Here is a 20457-nt window from a genome sequence, read left to right on the forward strand (position 1 = left end):
ATCAATCCGCGTCGGGCAGCAGCTCCGCCAGGTCGAAGCGCTTGATGCCGGCACGGCTCAGCGCCACGATGGCGTGACCGCGGGGCTCAAGAAGAGCGGAGTATTCTTCCTGCAGGAAGAGCGGCTGCACCTCGCGCTTGCCCCCGGTGGGCATGTCGATGTCGCGCGCGATCTCGTCTTGGCCCAGCGTGTCCTCCGATCCAATCCGCCAGCGGCGACCCGTCACGGCGTCGATGCGCGAAGCCGTCAACCGCCCGGCCCCTTCCATTCGCATCTTGTCGTAGGCGGACGCGTAGGCATGATCCGGGTCGTTGAGCACGGAGTGGCGCCAATTGTTCATGCCGCCTTGGTAGTCGATGCCCCGGGTGCGCTGTTTGAACGTGGTCAACGTTGCCTGTCCGAACCGCTTTTCCAGGTATTCGTGGGTGTTGTGCGAGCACTTCAGCGCGATCACCGATTGCATCGTGTTGGCCATCAGCTCCGCCTCGTTGACTGATCCAAAGGCGTTGACCAAGCTTTCAAACCCTTGCGTTGCAAGCACGGGCATCAACCCCAGCGAGCGCGAAACGGAGAACAGGTTGATGTCATCGGCCGTCAACAACAGGTGGGCCTCGTCCATCATCAACATCACCTCGGTTTGCCCAGGCAACGCTTCGCGCCACTTGTCGCCGAATGCACCACGCGCCTTGATTCCGTTCATGACCCGCTGTTTGAGCAGGCGCATCATCATTTCACCCGCTTCACCGAATTGGGTGGGGGGCAAGAAGAGGCCTACCATGGCTCCATAGAGTGCGTCGGACACGTCCACCTCGCCCGTCTCAATCGAATGCCAAGGCATGTCCGTCTTGCTGTCCCGCAGCTTTTCGCCCCGCAAGAGCTTCTCCAGCAGCCCTCGTGAGTTGAGCGTGAACGATTGTCTCTGTTCCGGATGCATCGCGGGAATCTCCTGGAACGCCCATTCCAGCGAGCTCTGCAGCTGAGACATGGGACGGAAGAGGTCTGGATGGATGGTTTCGGGAGCGTTGTCCTGACGAAGGCGGTGCTGCTGCAGGTAAGCCGCATAGGCCAGCCGCCCCTCTTCTTCATGGCTCGTGTCCGCCTCTTCCAGGCCCAAGTATTTCACCACCTCCATCAGCTTTGCATTGGCACGAGGCGCGGGGCTGGCGGGAATCACGCGTTCCACAATGGACAACAACTTGATGTGGTGGAATGGCGTGTAATGCCATTGCCTGTCGTCGCTCACCGGGATTCGATGGATGGCGATCTGCTCGGCGATCCGCTCGATCAACGCCTCAGTCTCGGCCACGTCCTCGCCCAGCTTTCGCTGTTTGACCAGCTCAAGCTCCGCGTTCATCTGTGCACGCTCCAACCCTTCCAGCTTGGCCGAGCACCAGGACCTGTAAGCCATCTCGTGATCCACGAGCGCACGAAGGATGATGCCCGTGTGGTAGAGAAACGCATCGCCACCATCCGTCCAAAGCTTGGATTTCTCGTCCACGCGCCCACCGGATGCGCCGCGCAATGCCCGCACGATCTGATCCGGCGCCAACCCTTCATAGGGCCCCACGCGCATTCCTGGCTTGACGACGATGTCGAACAATCCTTCCAGATCCGCGATGATTGCTCCGTCTTTACCGTCGGCAATGAGAGCACCGCCGGCCAGCTTCTGCCGCGTCAAACGCTCCCTTACATCGCCTTGTTCCGACGCCACACACGCCATTGCCAAGGCGGCTTTACGGAACCGACGAGCGATGGGTCGCAACGCGGCATAGGATTTGCCCGAACCGATGGCCCCGAACACGAGCAGGCCCTGCTGGCAATCGCGCCATGAGAACATCATCACGGTGCCCAAGTCGGGCGAGTAGCCATAACCTTTGTCGGACAGATGCCCCGTGGCGCGCCCGATGGTGATCAGCGGGGTCTTGTCCCGCAGGGCCGCCTCGGCTTGCTGTTCACGTGCCTTGACGTGTGAGTTGATCAACGCCCCTTGGGTGGCCAGGTTGTTGTCGTTGTTCTGCAGGTAGAGCCGGGCGGCGTTTTGGACAAAGTTGCCTTCGGCGTATTGCATCGCATACATGCAGGCCAACACGTAAGGTGCCGCCTCGCCCAAGCCAAACGGCAGGACCTTGGCGACAACCAAGGCGGCAAAGATGAGGCCCACCCACTGCATCGCTTGAATGAAGCGCGCGGCTGTCCCGCCAATGACGCCCCGGTGCGGGTGCGAGGCCGCCGCCACAAAGCAAACCACAAACAGGACGCCGACCAAGCCAAAGGCCCACCACAGGTAGGTCTTGGCCATCTGGGCATACACAGCCATGCCGCCGGCTTGCATTGCCACCTCGGTGCCGCCCTTGCTGTCGCCGACCATGAACTGAAGCGCCATCGGAACCCATTGCAGCAGCACCAGGGCTTTCAGGGCCTCCTTCATGCCCTCGCCTTGCTTGAGGGCGATGAAGTATGGAATGGTCAGCAGCAGAGCGGCCCAGCCGGCCCAACCGATGAGGCTCACCAGGAAGGTTGCCAGAACGCCGATCACGGGGAAGGCCAGATACATCAAGGGAGTGGCCAGGCTGTCGCCGCCCTGCCCCATGTCGTTGCCCTGCAAGAAGCCCTCGGCACGCCGCCCACGCTTCGTCGTGATGATCCGCGATTGGGTGTCACGCAAATCCTCCGGAACCTTCGGCCACCACTCCTGGAACTCGTCCTCGCTGCGTCCTTCGGGCACCTTGAACACCTGGGCGTTCTCGTCCCAGACCGCGCCGCATTCCTTCGCGAAATCCCGATCAGCCTCCGGCACATCGAGCTCTCGGCTGCGAACGCGATCGGTCACGTCAAAGCGACCCACGAGGTTTTCATACTCCTCGTGGGACTGGACGATGATTTCTTCTTTCACGCCCGAAGGCTCGCCGCTCTTCCGTCGGAACTTGCGGCCCAAGCCACTCGTCCAGTCAAGCACGTTGAACAAACTGATTGCTTCCATCTCTGTTTCCCTCCCCTGTCAAATCAACGAAGCCAATGCGCCAAGACGGCAAGCACCAAGCAAAGCGGCGCGCACGCCAGGAAGCCCGCCTTGGCCACCCAGCGCTCTGCGACCTGCTCAACCTTGCTCGCGTAGAGCCGATCCTTGGTCCACGCCTCATACGCGGCGTCGTCTCTGACCGGAGGCCTGCGATCGGCGCGCAAGTAGTAGAAAGTGCGGCGGACGCCTTCGCTCAGGTGGCCCATGCCAAACGATTCAGGGCTGCCGAGGAACAAGCGCCCGTGCAGGTTCAGCCACTTTGAGCCGAAGTGAAGTTTTCCGGGTTCCCGGTATTGCGTGAACAGCCACTTGAACATGTCGCCCCCTTATTCGTGAGTAGGTCACTTCTTTCTAGATCGAATCCGCGGATGCGCAAGGGGGATCAGTCGATCCCCGACTTCTTCGCCCAAGCGTCCAGGTCTGCGTTGGCTTTTTGCTGCCAGTCATTCCTTGGCTCGGCGGCGGGTGCGGGGGCCGTCCTCGGCAATGGGGCGGTCGCACGTTTCGGCGAAGGCTTGGGCTGGGACGCAATCAGCGCTGTCGTCGTTACCGGGGGAGCGTCGACCGGCTCTGGCTTCTCGATCGCAGGTTCTGGCTCGGCCTGCTCTGGAAGCACTGCTGGAACGGGCGGGACCACGGGGTCCTCCACCACCTTGGGCAGCTGCTCGGGAACGGCTGGAGTGGCAACCGGCATCAAGGGAGGCGGTGTGCTCGGAGGCACCTGGTTGTTCTTCCCAAGCAAGAAGTAGATCGCCCCCGCGGCCAATACCACCGCCACCACACCGGCCAAGACCCAAGGCAAACGAGAGCGGGGGCTGGGTTGGATTGGAGTTACTGGCTGCTCTGGTGACGCGGCCTCCGGGGGCCGGTTGGACCCTTCAAGCACCGCGGGAACGGACAGGACTTCCACTGCGTCCTGCTGAGACAGATTGACCAAGGCTGCCGTATCTTCATTGCTCAACGCCTTGGCGTCCACCGATGGGCCACCCAATCCATCTGCAACCTGTGCGCCAGGCTCTCCAAATTCATCAACCAGTTCCCAAACGGTGCACATTCCCTTATCACCCGCTCCTACGAGAACCGGTGCAGCTGCATCGGACGTCAGTTGCCTGACCAACATTTCCTGCTCCACGGTGAGCGGAGCGTCTTGAGGCTTCTCTTCGACACCACGATGTTCCTGGGCTTCTCGGGTGCGCTTTGCGTCCAGTTGCGCCTTGGCTTGCTTCGCCTTCTCTGCAGCGGCAACAAAGCCCTTCTGGGTCAACTCGGCAGTGCGCTTGCTGATCACCCCGGCCCAGTGACCGGCAGCTTTCAGGTTTTCTTTCACGCCATCGGAAACCAGCCGCTCTTCCTGCGTGGGCGAAGCGGTTGGGGTTGCCTTGGCACGCTCAAGCAGTTCCTTGCGCTTGCGCTGAAGGATTCTTTGGTTCTTTTCTTCTGGGGTCATGTGGGCTCCTCGGAAGGGGGAAGGAAGCCCGAGCATCGATCGACACCCGGGCACTGAGATCACCGGACGTCAGGCACCGGGGTAACGACGATCACGGGCTCACCGCTGCCGCAGCGGTCGTCCACCGTGACCTTGGACAGCGCGCCACGCTTGGCCAGCTCAACGATGGGCACCTGGCAGGCGGCCTTGTCGGCGCCTTTGAACACCACCGTCAACCCGTTGCTGGACTTGTTCAACAGACCCGCGAACTTGTCGAGGAAGGCCCGAGTTTCGCTGTCCAACCGCTTCATGTCGGTGGGGTTGTAGTTCAAGCGCAACGAATCCAGGACGGCTTCCTGCTTGCCATCCACGGTTTCGGTCTTGGTGACCACTTCGGCCTTCATGCCAGCCGCACGGGCGGCGTCGGCGGCCTGCTCGGCGTGCTCCCGCTGCTGCTTCACGTAGGACGCCGAAGCCCCCACTGCAGCACCGGCGGCGCAAGCGCCCAGGGCCTTGTCTTTCTTGCCCGTGAGCAAGGCGATGGCTCCGCCGGCCACGCAGCCGATGCCACCGGCTTTGAACAGACGCTTCTTGTCGGCATTGGGCTTGCCATCGTCCTCCGCGGCATGGACCGCATCAGGGGCGGCTTGGGCGGAAACCTGAAGCGGCAAGAACGCCGCCAGGCAGAGAGTGAGAGGAACGGAAAAACGTTTCATGGGATGGATCTCCTGCTGTGGGGGAAAATTAGGTGCGTGGAGCAGTCATGGGTCCGGTTGCGGGCACCTTGGCCGCACCAGAACCTTTTGGAGAGGGTTGCGAGAGGGCCGCCGTCACGACCTTGCGAAGCGCTTTTTCGTAGCGCTGAATGGCGCTGTCCTGCTCCGCCTTCGTTTCGTCTCGCAACCGCCGCAGGTCTTCTTGGAGCGCACTCCGGAACAGCGCGTTCTCTTCCCGCAGATCGTCAATGAGGCGCTCCAGCTGAGCGTTGGCGTTCTCCAGCACGCTCACCACGGACGTGGCGGTGTTGTGTCGCTCCAGCGCCTCTCGCACGTAAGCGCTGAACCCACTGCCCGATTCACGGGCAAGCCGCTGAGCAAGTTTCAGCTGCCCACGGTCGAGGTTTACGTTTTGACGAACGAACGCCATTGGTCGAGTAACTCCGTTTCGGGATTACTCCACCGATACCGCGAATCTCGGAGTTGGCAAGGCCCCACGTCAGGAGCCTGAAAAACATGGGCCAAACGAGCTAACAAGCACTGACACTGTCTCCATTCGGTGGTGACATGGCCAGGCCTTGATTGCATTGAGGTTTCGGCAGGCGTTACAGCGATTCTTGGGCGAAAAACGCACTCCCACTTCAGTGCGTCATGTGTATGACGACTCTGGGGAACCGTCCGGGCTCCTGCTTCTCTGCCACTGCCGACATTGCTTCCACACACGTTGGGCTCTTGCAGTTGCTTTTCGGCGGCCCCTTGCGTGTTGCCCCAGGTGCGCTATTGGTGGTCTACGCCCCTCGCCCCACAGGACCATCGCCCACACCATGCCCACGCAACGCTCCCGCTCTTCCACCCCTCACGCCCACCGATGCCCCACCCCGGGAATCCGTGCGGAGTTTCTCAGCCCACTATTTCGCATTGCCTCGAATCCCCAGGACAGGTTGCCCTCGCCCACCCGCCGCACCACCCCACGACACCCAAGCCACGTTGGTTTTAGTCAAACGTGTGCAATGCCCTTGGATACACCGACACCGTGTTTTCCGAATCGCAAGTGGGCAGCCAAAGAACCCCTGGAAGGAAAGCGCGGAGCCCTCGCCCCATTTCGTTTTAGTCAAACAAGGGTGCGCGCCATGGCCTTCATTCACCGCCATTGGCCCATCAATGATCCACCTGCTTTCGTTTCAGGAGTGCTCCCATGACCACCGCTGACCTGGACGCGTTTGCCCGTCGCGTGCTGGCCTTCCATGCCGTCCGTGCGCCTGCCACTCCCCGTTGGGCGCTGGACGTGGCCCGCCGTTCCGAACGCCCTGTGTGCGCTTTCTGCACCGCCCCCCTGGACTTGGATCGTCGCCACGCCTGGGGGCTTTCACCGCTCGTTCCGTTGAGCCAGGGCGGCCCAACGGACACCGAGAACCTGCGCATGGCTTGCAAGCGCTGCATCACCGAGCGGGGCAGCCGTGACCTGTTGGCCTGGCCCGAGTTGAGCCAGCGGCTGCCACCAGACACCTTGGACGCCTTGCTGGCCGACCGGCTGTTTGTCCTGCAGCGCTCCAACAACCACCTGGTCGAGGTGGGGCGCTTTGCCAAGCCAGCCACCGTCCTTGCCCAGCTCCAAGAGCGCTGGATGCACCCCCGGTTCCTCGTCCACGTGGAGCGGCATTCGGACAGCTGGATGTTGGGGTGGCCACTGGCCCAGCGTGCCCATCTGACGCGAAACGACTTGGCCGCGCTCTTGCGCAACGTGCACCAGGGCGAATGGCTGGAACACCCCGAGGTGGTGGCCTTCCGGTTGACCGCGGATGTTTTTCAATTGGCGGTGTGGCAACTGATTGCCCTCCACGCGTTGGTCATTCCCCTGCCTTTGGGGACTGCTCCCCCTCCCGACCGCACCTTTGAGAACCGGTGGATGGCCCGGTATCCAAGCCTGCGCCAGATCCGCCTGCGGCGACAGGGCGCGCACGAAACACTGTGGCCCAGCATGGGCAAAGACCACGTCCCGGCTTACAGCGACAAGCCCAATGCGGTTCGCATGCGGACCCAGCGTCAAGCCACACGTGAGGGGGAAACGAAAGCCCAGTGGTTGGAAGCAAGGCGGCGTTTGGCGAAGCGAGACGCGGGCGTGGCCAAAGGGACGTTGAGGGCATGGCTGCCTGGAGAGCGGGCCGCGCTGCAGGCAGACGTGGACGATCTGGCGGCGGCGTGGTTGAAAGCCCGCAAGCGCCAGTCGAAAGGGCGCCCGGACACCAGGGATCCCTTACCATTGAGGCAAGCTCAGACAATCAATTGACCGACATGGATGAAAAGGATCAGGACAAGGGAAGCGACAGTAAGGCTAACCGGACCCCGTCGAAGCCTCAGCGGCGAAAGAAGAAGTGGAAGGAGCAATTCAACAAGCCCTTCAGCAGCCTGTTCACCATCCGCGCTGACGAAGATGGAAACCCGCCGGAGCTGGAGGAATACCTGGTTCGTCAACACCTGCAAAAGGGGCTGAGCCACCTTCGGATGAGCAGCCGGGATATTAGGTCCGCGCTGAAGGTATACAGCCTTACCGAGCTGAACCAACTCTGGAACATGCGCGAAAAGAAGCTCAAGTATGTGGAGGACGCCGCACTTCTGTTGGCGCACATCCGGCACCGGTCCGGGATTGACCTTCAGCTGCGCCCGGCATCCGAGCTTTTCAGTCACGACGTGATCCAAGCCCTCCAAGGCGTGCTTGAGGAAAGCGGGCGATTAAGGGTGGAAAAGCCATTGCCCCCCGCTCCTGACGCTGTCGCAGCAGAGGGAAAGCGAATGGAGCAGGTCCTCCGTGTGATCCGAGAGGGCCAAGCCGAGTTTCGCAAACGCCTGGTCGATCACTACGGAGCGGTGTGCATGGTCACCGGCACCGCCCTGGCAAGCGTCATCGACGCGGCCCACATCGTCCCCTACAACGGGGCATCTACCAACGCCTTGAGCAACGGGCTACTGCTACGGAAGGACATCCACGCGTTGTTCGATGCGGGCCTGTTGACCATCGGGCCGGACCTGGTCGTTTACGTCACTGCTGGGGTGGATGATCCCTACTACCGTTCGTTGGACGGGAAGGATCTTACGTTAACCGCCCCACCGAAGATGTCCAAGGAAGCTTTAAGAAAGAGGCTGGTGGGGCACGGGTCGTCCGAGTTAAACAGCACCGCCCTACCGGGATAGCCGGTGCTTGGCCCCCGTATTCCCCACGGATTCGTCAAACTTCCAAGATTCCTAACCCACTCCCCCCGCTCTCCCTCCTACGCTGACCGCTCACCCAACCTCCTGAAAGGAGAACACAATGAGCAACAGCAAGAAGAAGCCAATGACGCAGACGGCCCAGCGACGCATCCAAAGCGCGGTGGATCGGCAACCCAGCCCCTCTCCTCAGCAACGGGCGTTCAAGGCCAAAGCAGCCTCAGTGGTTGCGAAGCGGAACGGCAAGTGAGCCATGGCGGCTTCGCCTCGAAGTGAGGGGAGCCGCTTCATCATTTGCTCTGCGAGAACTGGGACCAGTAGGGTTGGACCCATGGGGTTTTGACCCGCCCCTGGTTGCACAGAGCATTCCACCATTGGTTGTAGCGCTCACCGGCCAGCATTACCGCCTCCACACCCTGCTCTTCCACCCTCCCCCACGCTTGGGCTGCAGCATAGAGACGGCGCATCGTCCATGACACGTCTTTCCCCGAAACGTGTCCGACGTGCGCGATCACCGATAGCACATCCTCTTCTCGAAGCGCTTTGGTTCCATTGCGCCAACGCACCACCCAGGACTGGCCTCCGGATTCAGGCGGGCCGCCCATGAGCGCGTCCTCGATCTCCCTGACCTTCGGCAAACTCTCTGGCAGGTCACGCCCGCGTGCGGCAAGCGCCAAGGCGAAGTAGATGTCCAAAAGTCGGTGCTGAACCCGCTTCCTCGCCCCACTTCCGGGCGAATCAATCAAAAGTGCCACCAAGCTGTTGATCTCACCCGCGTTAGCCATCAGGGGAGTGGTGAGGTCGTGATCCATCTGAGCCAATAGCAGGAGCAACCCGTCCAAGCCTGGATCGAGCCGGCTGTCCGGCTGCATAGCTCCCGCGGGTAGCCCAATTACCTCTGCTGCCGCTTTGACCACCGCCACGGAAAGGCCATCCCTGGATAGCCGCCCGTGCACAACATCTGCGGAAACCTCATCTAAGGCAACTGCTAGTGCTTCCAAGCGGTCTCCACCCGCGATGCCAACTGTCTGGTGGAAAAAACTGCATGGAGGAAGCGTTGGATATTCGGCCAGCGCGCGTGCGGCTCGCTCCATTGCACGGGCTTGGCGCTCCGCACACTCCGGCATCAGTTCAGTGTGGCTTTGCTGGACGTAAGCAACCAGACCATCGCAGACCTGCTGCCGCTTCTTAGGCCTGCGTGGAATCCCGATCTCCCACGTCTTGGCGGAGACCTTAAAAATCTTGAGCACCCGATCAGAAAGCGTGCGCTTGTCTGCCCAGATTCCCATCGAGTGAAGCAGCCAACCCGTCAGCGGCTGTGCCGTCATGCCTGGGATACGCCAGGTTTTGGCCCAGATCGCGTCCTCTTGATCAGCATTCAGAGGGGCAAGTGCCACGCTCAGTAGATCTTACCGTTCTTGCTCATCCCCAGATTCCGCACCGCCACCCTGGCGGCCTTGCGGACCTCCGCGTGCTCGTCCACCGGCGAGCTCACGATTAGCAGCGTGTTGTCCTGGATGAGCGACGCGGCCGCGTAGTCTGCCAGCGCCACCATGGCGGTGGTCAACGCGACTTCACTACCGGCGTCCTCCGAATCGTCAAAGCCGAACAGCTTGGCGATGTTCTCGCGGAGCTTTGGCGGGATAGTCACCATGGCCCGGTGGTGGCGCAGCCCATCCTCCCGACGGCGGTAGTCGTGCAGCGTGACCGATCGGGGCATGACCATGTGAACCCGCTTGCCTCCCACGCTTCCTGCCTTCTGGCTGTCGTCGTAGTCAAAGTAGGACTTGCGCTGCGGGTAGTCGCCCGGCCCCAGCAACAGGTGCTCCGGGATGCGGGCGACAGTCGAAGTGTCCGCTTTGCTGGCCCGGCGGGGTTTGGCATGGGTCACGTCCTTGACGTCATCCAAGGTGCGCTTGACGGCCTTCTTCGTGGCAGCCTTCTTGGCAGGAGCTTTGCGAGTGGCCATGGGTAGGTCTGGGAGGGAAACCAAGGGAAGCTCCATCATGCCGCAGCCCTCCGGCCTGCACCAGCGACAAGGATGTCGTGCACCCGGACAGCCAGGGCGTGGATCTCCTCCTGGGCCACCCGGGCCCAGCGACCGTTGGCGTCGAACACGGTCTTTCCCTCCTCGTAGCAGTCCGCAAACAACGCTCGATCGCGCACCAGGATCGCTCCCGACATCTTGGGGTGCTCCAGGCGGCGGCGATGGGCTGCCCGCTTCTCGTTGGCCCTATTGGCGATCGGCAGATAACGCTTCCCCTTTTTCTCCAGCACATCCACGGTTCGCAGGAAAATGACAAAACTCGCCACATCGAGCAACGTGGGCACCAGGTAAAGATCGGCATCCGGGAGTGCTTCGTTATCAGGCATGTCGTTACGCATGTCCATGATCTCGATATCGAAGCCGGGGGAGCGTGAGCGGGATACGGTAAAAGGTGTTTCGTCCGACAGCCCGGAGAATGCCAGGCATGAACTCTGCCTGTCCCGGTCGTTGACCAACACACGCAGGTTGGGGTCACGGGCATAGCACCCGGCAAGATTCAGGGCCAGCGTCGTGCGGCCGACGCCACCCTTGAGTGAGAAGTTGCACAGGCGCATACGGCATCCTTTCGTGAGTAGATAGGGGTTCCTACCGAATCTACCCCGACGCCACCGTTGCGCAAGTGCATGTTTTTGCAACCCTTTCGGGCCGTTCAGGCCTTGGATTCTTTTCTATTCTTCCCGCGAGGCGACTGGACGACGGCAGTCCCACCGCAGCGTGTGGGCGACGCTTGAAGGCGAGCAATGCAAATCGAACGGCTGGGAGGCCATCCATGCTTTGACAGACGGTGGTGCTGCGCCATGCAGTGCTTCAATGATCGTCCAGCGTTGCTTTGCCGGACCAAACTCCGCGAACACGTCCGCCCCGGCTTCGGCCAGGATTCCGGCCATCTTGTCGTAGCACTGCCGTTTGTGTGGGTGGTCCTGGTTTACGTGCCACGCCATGCAAGCGACGTGGAAAGCGGTTATTCCGTTGGGCCCCACCGGGTGGTCCAAGGACGGGAAAGCCGTTAGGCCCCTCCAAGCCTCCAGGCGCGCCTCGCGGACAGCAGCGATGGCTTCTCTCAGCGCCCAAGGGTTGCAGTGCTCAATGGCCTGTAACAGTCGTTCTGCAAGCCGGTGGACGGTCATTTCCATTTCAGCTCCTTCCGCAGTTGGCGCTCGAAGTGGCGTTGTTGGCGGGCCAGCCGGGCTTGCCGGCGAAGCTTGCCTTCGGGCAGGAACGCGGGAGCCGTGGGTGGGATGTGCGCGAAGGGAAGGCCAGCAATGGGGCGGGCCGAGCGGGTGGGGCTTTCAATCATGGCGGCGGTCTCTTGGGTTATTTAAATCGGTCTTCGTGAGTAGGTCGCCCCACTCCCCTAACTCCATGCAACCAGACCACCGAGCAATGTCAAGATGGAAAATCCAACTTTTTTTGACTAGAAACAGGGGCTTGCGGAATCCAAGGTGCATCGCATGCTGAATGCATGACGCACACGATCCGCCCCCGCTGTTCGCCCACCCTCACCCGCCTTTCCAAGGGCGTGCGCAGCGCGCTGGGCTTCACCCTCACCGAGACCTTGCTGGCGCTGGGCGTTGTGACCGCCGCCACAGGCGCGATGTTCCTGTTCTTCGGGCAGGTCGATGCAAAGGCCAAGCTGGCCAGCGAAACGCGCAACCTGCGCGAGCTGTCCCGACGCATCGAGAGCAGTTTTGGGATGGTGGGGACGTTTCGCGGGGTGAGCACCACGGCCGTGGTGGTCGATGGCTTGGCCCCTGAATCCCAACTCGGCGCCGGGGAAAGCGTCTTGACCAACGCGTGGGGCGGCGCGGTGAACGTCCAGCCCTACACCGTCGAACGCTTCGGGGATTCGTTCTCCGTCAGCTACGCCGGCCTTGATCGTCAAGCGTGCGTGGCCCTGGTCGCGGCCAACGCGGGCGGGGTGTGGGACGCGCAGGTGTCGGACGTGTCGGTGATTCGAAACACCGGCGGCCAGCTCGACGTCGGATTGCTGAGCCGCACGTGTGCGGACAAATCGCGCGTGGTCTTCGTCTACCACAGCGGGTTGTTGGGGGGCGAATGGACCGGATCACCGCTGGTGTTGCCAGCTGCAACGCCCCCGGTCACCCCACCCGCTTCTCCGCCCGTGGGATCCCCGGTGGGGCCCGTAGGTCCGGTGCCACCTTCCACGGGGGTGTCGCCCCCAACCGCCCCGCCACCAAGCGTTCCTCCCACGACACCCCCACCGGTCACGCCGCCCGCCCCCCCGGTGAGCGTGACGCCTCCGGCCCCACCGAGTTCACCCCCGGCCACACCGCCACCGACAAGCACGGTGCCGTCTTGCCAGGAGTGGAGCGAGAACCGAACGATCAATTGCCCATCGGGCCAGGTCGGCCAGGTGTTCCAGAACCGCCGTCACCACTGCGGACCCGACCCGAGCGTTTACGAGGCGTGGGCTGGGTCCACGACGGCCGGCAGTTGGACCACGACCAGCAGCGCCTGCGCGCCGTGCCCTGCTCCCGAGACGCGCAACGTGGGATGCCCTGCAGGTCAGTTTGGCGCGATTGGGCAGCAGCGGACCTTCGCGTGCACGGGCACCGGTTCGTGGAACGCGTGGACCCAGACCAACACCACCTGCGCGGCTTGCCCAGCGCCTTTCCCACAAGCCGAAACCCAGTGGGTCGCCGCGAGTGCCGCTTGCCCGGCAGGCCAGAGTGGATCGCACACGTGGCAGGCCGAGCAGCGGCGGACGAGGACCGGGTCATACAACTGCCCAGCCACCACGTGGTCGCTGCCCAGCCCGACGTTCACCACTTGGACAAATTGGGCGGAGACTGGGTTTCGTCGCAACGAGGCCAATACATGCACCCCCAACGCACCACCTCCGACGTTTCCCGAATACACCGGGCGATCTTGGCATTCGTGGGGAGACGGAGGGCACTACGGCTGGGCGATCTTCTGCAACGCTCCCCGGACCCTGGCCGAGCTTCAAGCCACCTCGTTGGCATGCACTTGGCAATACGAAACGAACGACACCCCCACGTTTACGCCAGAGCCACCTGGCGTGACCCGCCCAACACCGGCTTTGGAAGCCTGTGTCTACGCGCTGCGCGCCAACTTGACTCCGATGCCAGGTTACGGCTTCGTCAACCACCCAGGCACCGCGGTTTGGCCGGCGGCTTGCTCGTGCAGCGTCGTGGGTCCAGGCGCGCGGTTCTACTGGCAAGACCTGGGAGCGAGCGACTGGGTGGGCTTTGAATTCAAGTGCCCTTGACGGCAAAGAAGGCGGGGGCATCCCTCACGTTGGAAGTGGCAAAGCTTCGGATTTCCAAAACCGACCGGAGGCGATGCCCTCGCACCAAGCGTGCTTTCCAGAAGGCAGGTGGCTTGGCCACCTGCGGCGGCTTCTGGGCTCTTCGCTGTTGTGCTTCGAAGTCAAAGCCCAGCCAAGGTTTTCCACATCGCCTTGCCCTGGGCTTCGTGAACCGACGCGTATTGCTGCGGATCCCAACGGGTTCCGGTCAAGAGCAGCCCCAGCTCTGCCACGATGGCCTGACAGCGATCGCCAAAAGCCAAGACCTCATTGAAGGTCAACCCAAGCGTGTTGATGTCAAACGCGCCAGGCTCCTCGTCCAGCTTGCGCATTTCCAGGTGGGCATGGTGCTTGTCCCGGAGGGTCTTGATTTTCGCTGCCACGGGATCAGCCGAAAGGATCACCATTTCATTGGAGACCCTTTCCCAGCCACTATCGAAGCGCGAGTAGTTCTCGTCCCGATCGTTCTGTCTGAACTTCTCCTGGAAAACAGCCGAGCTTTCGGGCGGCAGGTCACTGATCGGTTCGTCGTGGAAGTGATCGAAGATGCGACCGTAGCGCTCCCGGTAGTGCTCCCTGATCGCGGGATCTGCTTGAAGCTTTCGCCAGAGGTTGGTCAGGCTACCGGACCGCGAATCGTTATCCAGAAAAAGCCGTGACTGATCGCGCACCAGGTCTTGTCCAAGAAGCGGCGCCAAGTGGTTCCAGGCATTGGCCCCCGGCGTCTTGTCCAGCTTGGCTTTCAGCCCTGCCTGAATCTCGGGGTCTTGAATGAGTGGGGACAGAATGTGCCGGCGCTCGTCGAGGATGTGGCACTCCTGCGTGAGCACCCGAACGAATCCATCGATTTGGCGAATACGTTGTTCCAGTTCCTCAGGCTTCATTCTTGCTCCGCCTCCAGCGGCACCTGCTGGAACCGCACCTGCAGCCGCTTGATGAGCGCACGGGTTTCCGCGTTCGGAGCGCGCGTGGACACCAGCACCGCCTCCCCGTTGGGCACGTGGCGGATGGCCTTCTGCTCGGCCCGGAGAACGGCGCGGTATTTCACCGCTTGATAGACGCCTCGCTGGAGTTCGTCCTCCGAGCACTTGCTGGTTTTAACTTCCACCGCCAGGCGATGTCTTCCGTTATCGAAATGCGCGTCCAGTCGGTCACCCGAGCTCAACAACTTCTCGTTGCTCCCCATGGGGAAGCACCCAAAGTCCTCGAACTCTTCGGGATGGCTGGCCATCCACGCCTTCAACGCTTTGTGCTCGTCGCTCTCTGGCCGCCCCCCCTCCTGGACTTTAGGAAGGGGAAGAGGCGCATCCGCTGCCACCTCTTCAACCGCCCCGGCGGACGGGGTCAGCATGGTGGCTCCCAGAGCGCGGGCGACCCGGTCCCAATTGGGATAGGTGAAAACGTCTTCCATCGCCTCTCGCAAGTGCGCACGGCGCTCTTCCTCGGTGTCCAGCTTCTTCCCCGCGAAGTAAGCTGGCGAGATGGTGATCGCCCCCTCGCCAGGGTGTTTCGTGTTCTTGTTGACGACGATTGCGTGGAGGGGCGGGATGGGTTCCTTCCACTGCTCGCTGAGCCACTGCAGGGCCTGGGCCACTCCCCCGGCGACGGTGCCGTAGAGGTCTTTGCGGGGTTTGATCTCGTGTCCGAAGGTGTCGTGCAGCTCTTGGGCCAGGTCGCTGTAGGAATGAGCTTCGCCCTCCTGCGCCCACCGGATGAGGATGGGCAGCGCGTCCGGGATAACCCGGCTCCGCCAGGGTGTGCGTGCAAACTCCACCTTCGACCAATCGAACTTTTCCATCCCCTACTCCTCCCTTGTCGTCCCGCCATGGTAGCTGCGGGACCAGCACGGGAAAACGATGAGGGCCGGTGTCCTGCCCCCTCCCTTCTCAATCCTCGTTGGGCAGCATGATGCTGACCACCGGTTCCAAGGCGTCCCCGGGCCCGCACAGCGCTTTCAAGGTGATCTGGCGATGGGTCGACCGCGTCAGGCCCGACCCGGTCGCCGGGTGGGCTTCGTTCGACAACCAGTCGCCGGCGTCGGGCAGAGCCACGTGGAGCTGGTAGTGGATCTCCGAACCGTTGCCCTGCTGCCGCTTGATGGCCACGTGGAGCATGAAAAGCACGTCCCAGAGCCGGCCGTCCACCGACTGGCCGCGCAGTTCCAACCCTATGGGCACTTCCACGTAGCGAGACCACGCAGCGCGGGTGATGGTCACGGGAAGCTTGAAGCCGGCTTCTTTGGCCACATCGGACACGTCCACCAGGACGCCGTCCTCGATTGCCTGGGCGCGGGTGTAAGAATGGATGAGGTCGGAAGGCTCGAACATGTTGTTCCTCGCTTGGTAAGTGATGGCCCGCCCAGGGCATCCGGTCGGGATGTCCTGGAATGGGAAACCCACCGCCCCACCGCTCGGCGCGGTCAAGGGAGGAAATGGAAGGGCTGGCGCGGCCCGCAGCGCAGCGAGGACACGGGCCCTGGAATGGCCCTTGACCGGAGGAGCCGGGAGATGGGGCCGCGCGGAGCGCAAGGGGCTTGAATGGCGTGCCGCGATCGGCACACCGACTGGCCCTCAATCGGCCCGCCTGAATCCTCCAAGGAGGCGCTGCCACCAGGACCGGGGAACCGCTTCCGCGTTCTCTGGCAATGGAAACGCCCTGTCCCAGTCCAACTCGATCGGATCGCCGCCACTGGTGCGCACGAAGCCATGGGCCTTCAATGCCTCAATGGCGACGCTGGACGTCGCGTAGCACCGTGCGAAGACCCTGCCTTCCCCCGATGAACTGGCCAACGCGTGGCGCACCAATGCCTTGAAGCAACCACGCCGGGTGAATTCTGGTCGCGTGCCGGCGAGATGGAGCTCGTAGCCTTCGCGATCATGCATGCAGATCAGAAACGCCGCCGGCTGACCCTCCCAGGTCGCAACCCTCACGTCGCCGTCCACCCTGCAAACCTCCGGTCGATTGTGTCGCAGCTTCATCATCGTCAAGAAGCCGACATGAAGCAGCCCTTCCACCAAGGGAACCGCTTGGGCGCTGAGGGTTTCCCGGAAATGCCCTTGCCGTGCTCCGTCGCGAAGCAGAGCAGCTATCCATGCGGCATCTTCTGCAACAGCGGAACGAATGGAAATGGTCATACGTATGAGCAAACCTGGGGAACGTTGTTCATCCAACCACTCTGCGCCGCGGACGCTTCAGCGGTGAGCGGGCCCAAACCGCGGATGAAGCGAAGAGACGCCAGTTGGACGTCGTCCTGGGGCCAATACGGGCCATCCGGCGAAAACACGAAGTGGTCCCCTTGAAGGGCCCCGCAGGTGGTGCAATGGTGGGCCAAGTAGGTTTGCCCGGACGTCCGGGTGGCGTCGAAGCGAAGCCAAGGGGCGTGGCCGGCAACGAACGCAGCGGCCTCCTCGTTCAAGCGCTCGATGTAGCGCAACAAAGCACCCTCCCCCTGATCCACCAACCCTTCGTCGTCGTGCTCCTCGAACGAGGGCACCCAGACCGCGGCGGTGGGAGTGGGGGCATGGCAGAAATGGCACTCGGTCTGAGCGAGCAGCAGGCCGTAGGCCGGGGCGTGGAGGATGGATGCAGGGGCTTCATGGGTCATGGAGCCATTTTGCCCGGCCCGTGTATCAACCGGTGAGACGAGCTTGCGTTGAATCATGGGTGTTGCGGAGCGTGCCACGCTGCGAACCCAGCCACGCCATCTGCTTGTATTCGTCTCTACTGAGCAACTTGGACACCCCCAACCACTGCACCAGATGGTAGTGCGCAATCGTTCGTGGGTAGCGCTGAATCCCCTCGTGCAACAGTTTTGGCAGGAAACACACAGAACCATCCTGTCGCTCGTAAGCGTAGTAGCGATGGCGGGAGGCACGCGTGGTCATGGCATTTCTCTCAGTGCGCCCAGAGGGCGCGGTCGATACAGCGTTCAAGGCGCTGGGCCAACCAAACGCTGAATGGAAGGGCGATGGGGGCGGCAATGGCGAGAAGGGAAAGGGTCATGTCGGCGGTTCCAGTCGGTTGAAAGAGCGGTGCGTTCTTCCTGATCCCAAGGTAGATCGCCCTGGAAATTTGTCCACGGTTGCAGTGGACAAAATCTTGACTAAAAGTGAAAACTGCGGAGCTAAGGCCGCAGTTATTCCTAACATCACTTCTCTCGCCGAAGGCGTCACCTGCTCTTTTCCACCGACGCTTCTACAGAGTCCGGCGCGCAGCGGCCGGTGGCGGCGTTGCGCCGTTGGCTCTACAGCCTTGCCCGCTTTGCACTGACACTTCCCCGGGCTGCCCATGCCTGCTCCAGGTGGACCGCGCGTTGTTCGGCTTCCACCGTGGCCACCACGTGCGGCATCGCCGTCTTCAGCGATGGCGTGTTCCAAAATGGGCTGCCCCGGTGAGGGTTGCCACCCAGCCGCAGCAGCAGCAAAGCCGTCTGCTCAAGACGATTGCGCTCGTCGGCGTCGTCGCTCAACTGGTAGTCCGCCGCCAGCTTTTCGAGCGGGCGCTCGCACCAGTGGTTCCTCTCTTGAGGGTGCGCACCAGCTTGCAGGAGGGCTTCGACGATGCGGGGCCAGGGAAGTGCGGAATGGAGCGCAGGACCTTCGTTGAGGCGCCACGCGTTGGGGTTGGCGCCCTGCCGCAGCGCCTGTAGAACGCCGAAAAGGCTTCCTTCGACGCACGCGTGAATCAGCTCGGCGCTCGGAGTTCCTGGCAGTGGTGGGCGGTGGTCAGCCATGGCGGCTGCCCCGAACCTGGTTCCCGAGGAGATCTCCTTGGACGTAGTCTCGGATGATCTGGCGCACCGCTTCTGCGGTGGAAATCCCCGCGTTCACCGCGCCCTGCTCCACCGCCTCCAAGACGCTGCGCTGCAGCGGAAGGTAGGCCAGGCGCACGTCCCTCTCCCCACCCAGCCGACGCTTGCTCAGTGCGTAAGGGTGGGCGGCATACATGGCGAGCACTTGGCGCACGGCTTCGTTTCGGGTGACCTGCGCGCGCGCGGCGGCCGCCTGCAAGCGCTCCAAATCACGGGAGTAGCCCCGGGAGGACGGAAGGGTGACAAGTTTTGGGGAAGGGACAGGTTGAAGCACGTCGCGCTCCGGCTTAGGACGCCGCGTCCAACGGCTTGGCGGCCGCCTCTCGGACCACCGCGATGGCACGCCAACGGTTGATCGCAGCGCCGGCGAAATACAGGGCGTCCACCAGTTCTTGCGCGGCCCCCTTCTCAAGCAGGGCCCGGTTGCAGGAGGCGAACCCTGCAAGGATTCCGTAGCGGTCCGCGTCGTCTTTGGCTTTGTTCATGGCTTCCGCAATTTGAACGTTCATGTCGAATCTCCTGATTTTTGCTGGTGGGTGATCGGCGGTTACAGACGCACGCGCTGACGAGGAGCTTCCAGGACAGCCGCCGGAGCTTCGCTGTGCGCCTCTTGCCGTGGGTTCCAGACCTGCCCACCGATGACCATGCTCGGGCCGCCTGCAGCAGGAAGGACCTGCGAAAGCCTGGCTTGCTTCGCTGCGGCGTTGATCGCACGCACGGTGCCCTCTTCCATGCCTTTGGCTTCGTAGATCACCTGCCCCTCCAGGTGATCCCCCGCTTCATCCACAAGGGCGGCAAGGGTTCGACCGAACTTCGACTTTGGTCCTTGGTTGCGAGCATCGGCGTCCCAACGCTCGATCACTTCGAACGTCTTCTCATGACGATGGCCAGACTTGTTGAGTTCTTGGAGCACCGCTTCGGCGTCTTTCACGTTGAAGCGAATGGCGGAGAGCTTCACCGGGTGCGCGTAGCCACCGCCACTCGAAGCCGATTGCGTGATGGCGACCGCTTGGTTGCCGTCGCTGACGAGGTGATGAATTTTCATGTCGATTTCCTTGATGGTTCCCGGAAGGCGCGATTGCCTATCCACAAACTCAAGGTAGATCGCCCCATGATTTTGTCCACTGCTTGAGTGGACAAAACTTTGACTAAAAGCAAAAACTGCGGAACTAAGGCCGCAGTTATTCCTAACATCACTTCTCGCGCCGAAGGCGTCATCCGCGCTTCTTCCATCGCCGCTTTCCAGAAACCTGCGCGAAGCGACCGGCGGTTGGTTTTTTGCACAAAAAAGGCCCCTCGCGGGGCCTCAAAGGACATGAATTGTTCTTACGCGATCAGTTTTTGTCAGCACGCCTTACTCCGCGCACTCCACGCCGATCCATTCTTCATCGAACCATTCGTCCAGCGTCGCCAGGTCCTTGACCTTGCAATTGGTGCCGTAATCCGACCCTTCCATGTCGAACACCACCTCATAAAGGAGCTGCCCGTCCTCTTGGCGCTCCACGTTGACGGAGACGGTTTGGTCAGCCAACAGCTCGTCGTCTTCGCATCCCAGCTCTGCCGAATTGCGGTTCAGCAGGAAAGCCAGCAGCGCGTCTTCAACGGAAGGCTGGAACGCGGGATAGAGATAGCCCGCCGCGCCGGTCGAAAAGGTATACCCAGACAACTGGTCAAACAAAGTGCTGGCAGCGGCATGCGCAGCTTCGTGAGCTTCCTTGATGGTGATGGTGTCGTTTGTGATGAGCATCGCGTGGTTCATGGCGAGATCCTTGTTTGTCGGTTGGCACGATTGCCTTCCCATGTATCCAAGGTAGATCACCATAAAAATTTGTCCACGGTTTCGGTGGACAAAATCTTGACTAAAAGCAAAAACTGCGGAGCTAAGGCCGCAGTTATTCCTAACATCACTTCTCGCGCCGAAGGCGTCATCTGCTCTTTTCCCACCA

26 protein-coding genes are annotated in these 20457 nt (G+C 62.0%); 4 read left to right on the forward strand and 22 right to left on the reverse strand.

Annotated features, from left to right (window positions below; all coding sequences use genetic code 11):
- Position 1 precedes the first annotated feature (1 nt).
- From V3B25_RS00410 to V3B25_RS00430, 5 genes are all read right to left on the reverse strand, one after another.
- On the reverse strand, positions 2-2980 hold the full coding sequence (locus tag V3B25_RS00410) for a TraM recognition domain-containing protein (protein ID WP_006375350.1): 2979 nt from the start codon (positions 2978-2980) through the stop codon (positions 2-4).
- 23 nt (positions 2981-3003) lie between these two features.
- On the reverse strand, positions 3004-3336 hold the full coding sequence (locus V3B25_RS00415) for a hypothetical protein (protein WP_006375352.1): 333 nt from the start codon (positions 3334-3336) through the stop codon (positions 3004-3006).
- A 65-nt stretch (positions 3337-3401) separates the two neighbouring features.
- Complete coding sequence (locus tag V3B25_RS00420) at positions 3402-4466, reverse strand: hypothetical protein (protein WP_224481862.1); 1065 nt, start codon at positions 4464-4466, stop codon at positions 3402-3404.
- 59 nt (positions 4467-4525) lie between these two features.
- Positions 4526-5161 carry a hypothetical protein gene (locus V3B25_RS00425; RefSeq protein WP_006375355.1) on the reverse strand — a complete coding sequence of 212 codons (636 nt, stop codon included), beginning with the start codon at positions 5159-5161 and terminating at the stop codon, positions 4526-4528.
- Positions 5162-5189: 28 nt separating this feature from the next.
- A complete protein-coding gene (locus V3B25_RS00430; RefSeq protein ID WP_006375357.1) occupies positions 5190-5591 on the reverse strand; it encodes a hypothetical protein in 402 nt (133 codons plus the stop codon).
- 765 nt (positions 5592-6356) lie between these two features.
- Between V3B25_RS00430 and V3B25_RS00435 the strand changes: the two genes are divergently transcribed.
- From V3B25_RS00435 to V3B25_RS00445, 3 genes are all read left to right on the forward strand, one after another.
- On the forward strand, positions 6357-7448 hold the full coding sequence (locus V3B25_RS00435; RefSeq protein ID WP_006375359.1) for a hypothetical protein: 1092 nt from the start codon (positions 6357-6359) through the stop codon (positions 7446-7448).
- A 5-nt stretch (positions 7449-7453) separates the two neighbouring features.
- Positions 7454-8350: an HNH endonuclease gene (locus tag V3B25_RS00440; protein WP_032971086.1), complete on the forward strand. Its 897-nt coding sequence runs from the start codon at positions 7454-7456 to the stop codon at positions 8348-8350.
- 118 nt (positions 8351-8468) lie between these two features.
- A complete protein-coding gene (locus V3B25_RS00445) occupies positions 8469-8615 on the forward strand; it encodes a hypothetical protein (RefSeq protein WP_154354769.1) in 147 nt (48 codons plus the stop codon).
- Positions 8616-8655: 40 nt separating this feature from the next.
- Here the strand turns inward: V3B25_RS00445 and V3B25_RS00450 are convergent, their stop codons facing one another.
- The 5 genes from V3B25_RS00450 to V3B25_RS00470 all read right to left on the reverse strand — a co-directional run bounded on the left by V3B25_RS00450 (position 8656) and on the right by V3B25_RS00470 (position 11709).
- A complete protein-coding gene (locus V3B25_RS00450; protein ID WP_224481863.1) occupies positions 8656-9762 on the reverse strand; it encodes a hypothetical protein in 1107 nt (368 codons plus the stop codon).
- A gap of 2 nt (positions 9763-9764) precedes the next feature.
- On the reverse strand, positions 9765-10334 hold the full coding sequence (locus tag V3B25_RS00455; RefSeq protein WP_224481864.1) for a hypothetical protein: 570 nt from the start codon (positions 10332-10334) through the stop codon (positions 9765-9767).
- Between the two features lie 35 nt (positions 10335-10369).
- Positions 10370-10966, reverse strand: a complete 597-nt coding sequence (locus tag V3B25_RS00460) for a ParA family protein (RefSeq protein WP_006375366.1) — start codon at positions 10964-10966, stop codon at positions 10370-10372.
- A gap of 114 nt (positions 10967-11080) precedes the next feature.
- Positions 11081-11545 (reverse strand): hypothetical protein, encoded by a 465-nt coding sequence (locus tag V3B25_RS00465; protein WP_006375367.1) that lies wholly within the window; start codon positions 11543-11545, stop codon positions 11081-11083.
- Positions 11536-11709: a hypothetical protein gene (locus V3B25_RS00470; protein WP_006375368.1), complete on the reverse strand. Its 174-nt coding sequence runs from the start codon at positions 11707-11709 to the stop codon at positions 11536-11538. Before V3B25_RS00470 ends, V3B25_RS00465 begins: the two co-directional genes overlap by 10 nt.
- A gap of 165 nt (positions 11710-11874) precedes the next feature.
- Between V3B25_RS00470 and V3B25_RS00475 the strand changes: the two genes are divergently transcribed.
- The gene (locus V3B25_RS00475; protein ID WP_080355149.1) at positions 11875-13662 is read left to right on the forward strand and encodes a type II secretion system protein; all 1788 of its coding nucleotides are present in this window, start codon (positions 11875-11877) and stop codon (positions 13660-13662) included.
- Between the two features lie 161 nt (positions 13663-13823).
- Here the strand turns inward: V3B25_RS00475 and V3B25_RS00480 are convergent, their stop codons facing one another.
- The 12 genes from V3B25_RS00480 to V3B25_RS00535 all read right to left on the reverse strand — a co-directional run bounded on the left by V3B25_RS00480 (position 13824) and on the right by V3B25_RS00535 (position 20270).
- Positions 13824-14585 (reverse strand): hypothetical protein, encoded by a 762-nt coding sequence (locus V3B25_RS00480; protein WP_006375415.1) that lies wholly within the window; start codon positions 14583-14585, stop codon positions 13824-13826.
- Positions 14582-15499 carry a hypothetical protein gene (locus V3B25_RS00485; RefSeq protein ID WP_049400418.1) on the reverse strand — a complete coding sequence of 306 codons (918 nt, stop codon included), beginning with the start codon at positions 15497-15499 and terminating at the stop codon, positions 14582-14584. The genes V3B25_RS00480 and V3B25_RS00485 overlap by 4 nt, the downstream gene beginning before the upstream one ends.
- An 88-nt stretch (positions 15500-15587) precedes the next feature.
- A complete protein-coding gene (locus V3B25_RS00490; RefSeq protein ID WP_049400419.1) occupies positions 15588-16028 on the reverse strand; it encodes a DUF6573 family protein in 441 nt (146 codons plus the stop codon).
- Positions 16029-16271: 243 nt separating this feature from the next.
- Positions 16272-16835 (reverse strand): N-acetyltransferase, encoded by a 564-nt coding sequence (locus V3B25_RS00495; RefSeq protein ID WP_049400420.1) that lies wholly within the window; start codon positions 16833-16835, stop codon positions 16272-16274.
- Positions 16832-17362: a hypothetical protein gene (locus V3B25_RS00500; RefSeq protein ID WP_224481865.1), complete on the reverse strand. Its 531-nt coding sequence runs from the start codon at positions 17360-17362 to the stop codon at positions 16832-16834. Before V3B25_RS00500 ends, V3B25_RS00495 begins: the two co-directional genes overlap by 4 nt.
- Positions 17331-17585, reverse strand: a complete 255-nt coding sequence (locus V3B25_RS00505; protein WP_049400422.1) for a hypothetical protein — start codon at positions 17583-17585, stop codon at positions 17331-17333. The genes V3B25_RS00500 and V3B25_RS00505 overlap by 32 nt, the downstream gene beginning before the upstream one ends.
- A gap of 359 nt (positions 17586-17944) precedes the next feature.
- Complete coding sequence (locus V3B25_RS00510; protein ID WP_049400423.1) at positions 17945-18433, reverse strand: hypothetical protein; 489 nt, start codon at positions 18431-18433, stop codon at positions 17945-17947.
- The gene (locus V3B25_RS00515; RefSeq protein ID WP_152906877.1) at positions 18426-18785 is read right to left on the reverse strand and encodes a hypothetical protein; all 360 of its coding nucleotides are present in this window, start codon (positions 18783-18785) and stop codon (positions 18426-18428) included. The genes V3B25_RS00510 and V3B25_RS00515 overlap by 8 nt, the downstream gene beginning before the upstream one ends.
- 13 nt (positions 18786-18798) lie before the next feature.
- On the reverse strand, positions 18799-19020 hold the full coding sequence (locus V3B25_RS00520; protein WP_024956690.1) for a hypothetical protein: 222 nt from the start codon (positions 19018-19020) through the stop codon (positions 18799-18801).
- A 38-nt stretch (positions 19021-19058) separates the two neighbouring features.
- Positions 19059-19556, reverse strand: coding sequence for a hypothetical protein (locus tag V3B25_RS00525; protein ID WP_049400425.1), 498 nt, complete (start codon positions 19554-19556; stop codon positions 19059-19061).
- Positions 19553-19828: a hypothetical protein gene (locus V3B25_RS00530; protein WP_141098915.1), complete on the reverse strand. Its 276-nt coding sequence runs from the start codon at positions 19826-19828 to the stop codon at positions 19553-19555. The genes V3B25_RS00525 and V3B25_RS00530 overlap by 4 nt, the downstream gene beginning before the upstream one ends.
- Positions 19829-19865: 37 nt before the next feature.
- Positions 19866-20270 carry a hypothetical protein gene (locus V3B25_RS00535; protein WP_088475618.1) on the reverse strand — a complete coding sequence of 135 codons (405 nt, stop codon included), beginning with the start codon at positions 20268-20270 and terminating at the stop codon, positions 19866-19868.
- Positions 20271-20457: the final 187 nt, after the last annotated feature.

The sequence above is a fragment of the Stenotrophomonas sp. SMYL8 genome (assembly GCF_036320065.1).
GTDB lineage: Bacteria > Pseudomonadota > Gammaproteobacteria > Xanthomonadales > Xanthomonadaceae > Stenotrophomonas > Stenotrophomonas maltophilia_A.

Bases quoted from the DNA above. Each gene is read 5' to 3' on its own strand.
- V3B25_RS00410 (WP_006375350.1), bottom strand. From the start codon at position 2,980: ATGGAAGCAATCAGTTTGTTCAACGTGCTTGACTGGACGAGTGGCTTG.
- V3B25_RS00415 (WP_006375352.1), bottom strand. From the start codon at position 3,336: ATGTTCAAGTGGCTGTTCACGCAATACCGGGAACCCGGAAAACTTCAC.
- V3B25_RS00420 (WP_224481862.1), bottom strand. From the start codon at position 4,466: ATGACCCCAGAAGAAAAGAACCAAAGAATCCTTCAGCGCAAGCGCAAG.
- V3B25_RS00425 (WP_006375355.1), bottom strand. From the start codon at position 5,161: ATGAAACGTTTTTCCGTTCCTCTCACTCTCTGCCTGGCGGCGTTCTTG.
- V3B25_RS00430 (WP_006375357.1), bottom strand. From the start codon at position 5,591: ATGGCGTTCGTTCGTCAAAACGTAAACCTCGACCGTGGGCAGCTGAAA.
- V3B25_RS00435 (WP_006375359.1), top strand. From the start codon at position 6,357: ATGACCACCGCTGACCTGGACGCGTTTGCCCGTCGCGTGCTGGCCTTC.
- V3B25_RS00440 (WP_032971086.1), top strand. From the start codon at position 7,454: ATGGATGAAAAGGATCAGGACAAGGGAAGCGACAGTAAGGCTAACCGG.
- V3B25_RS00445 (WP_154354769.1), top strand. From the start codon at position 8,469: ATGAGCAACAGCAAGAAGAAGCCAATGACGCAGACGGCCCAGCGACGC.
- V3B25_RS00455 (WP_224481864.1), bottom strand. From the start codon at position 10,334: ATGGCCACTCGCAAAGCTCCTGCCAAGAAGGCTGCCACGAAGAAGGCC.
- V3B25_RS00460 (WP_006375366.1), bottom strand. From the start codon at position 10,966: ATGCGCCTGTGCAACTTCTCACTCAAGGGTGGCGTCGGCCGCACGACG.
- V3B25_RS00465 (WP_006375367.1), bottom strand. From the start codon at position 11,545: ATGGAAATGACCGTCCACCGGCTTGCAGAACGACTGTTACAGGCCATT.
- V3B25_RS00470 (WP_006375368.1), bottom strand. From the start codon at position 11,709: ATGATTGAAAGCCCCACCCGCTCGGCCCGCCCCATTGCTGGCCTTCCC.
- V3B25_RS00475 (WP_080355149.1), top strand. From the start codon at position 11,875: ATGACGCACACGATCCGCCCCCGCTGTTCGCCCACCCTCACCCGCCTT.
- V3B25_RS00480 (WP_006375415.1), bottom strand. From the start codon at position 14,585: ATGAAGCCTGAGGAACTGGAACAACGTATTCGCCAAATCGATGGATTC.
- V3B25_RS00485 (WP_049400418.1), bottom strand. From the start codon at position 15,499: ATGGAAAAGTTCGATTGGTCGAAGGTGGAGTTTGCACGCACACCCTGG.
- V3B25_RS00490 (WP_049400419.1), bottom strand. From the start codon at position 16,028: ATGTTCGAGCCTTCCGACCTCATCCATTCTTACACCCGCGCCCAGGCA.
- V3B25_RS00495 (WP_049400420.1), bottom strand. From the start codon at position 16,835: ATGACCATTTCCATTCGTTCCGCTGTTGCAGAAGATGCCGCATGGATA.
- V3B25_RS00500 (WP_224481865.1), bottom strand. From the start codon at position 17,362: ATGATTCAACGCAAGCTCGTCTCACCGGTTGATACACGGGCCGGGCAA.
- V3B25_RS00505 (WP_049400422.1), bottom strand. From the start codon at position 17,585: ATGACCACGCGTGCCTCCCGCCATCGCTACTACGCTTACGAGCGACAG.
- V3B25_RS00510 (WP_049400423.1), bottom strand. From the start codon at position 18,433: ATGGCTGACCACCGCCCACCACTGCCAGGAACTCCGAGCGCCGAGCTG.
- V3B25_RS00520 (WP_024956690.1), bottom strand. From the start codon at position 19,020: ATGAACGTTCAAATTGCGGAAGCCATGAACAAAGCCAAAGACGACGCG.
- V3B25_RS00525 (WP_049400425.1), bottom strand. From the start codon at position 19,556: ATGAAAATTCATCACCTCGTCAGCGACGGCAACCAAGCGGTCGCCATC.
- V3B25_RS00530 (WP_141098915.1), bottom strand. From the start codon at position 19,828: ATGTCCTTTGAGGCCCCGCGAGGGGCCTTTTTTGTGCAAAAAACCAAC.
- V3B25_RS00535 (WP_088475618.1), bottom strand. From the start codon at position 20,270: ATGAACCACGCGATGCTCATCACAAACGACACCATCACCATCAAGGAA.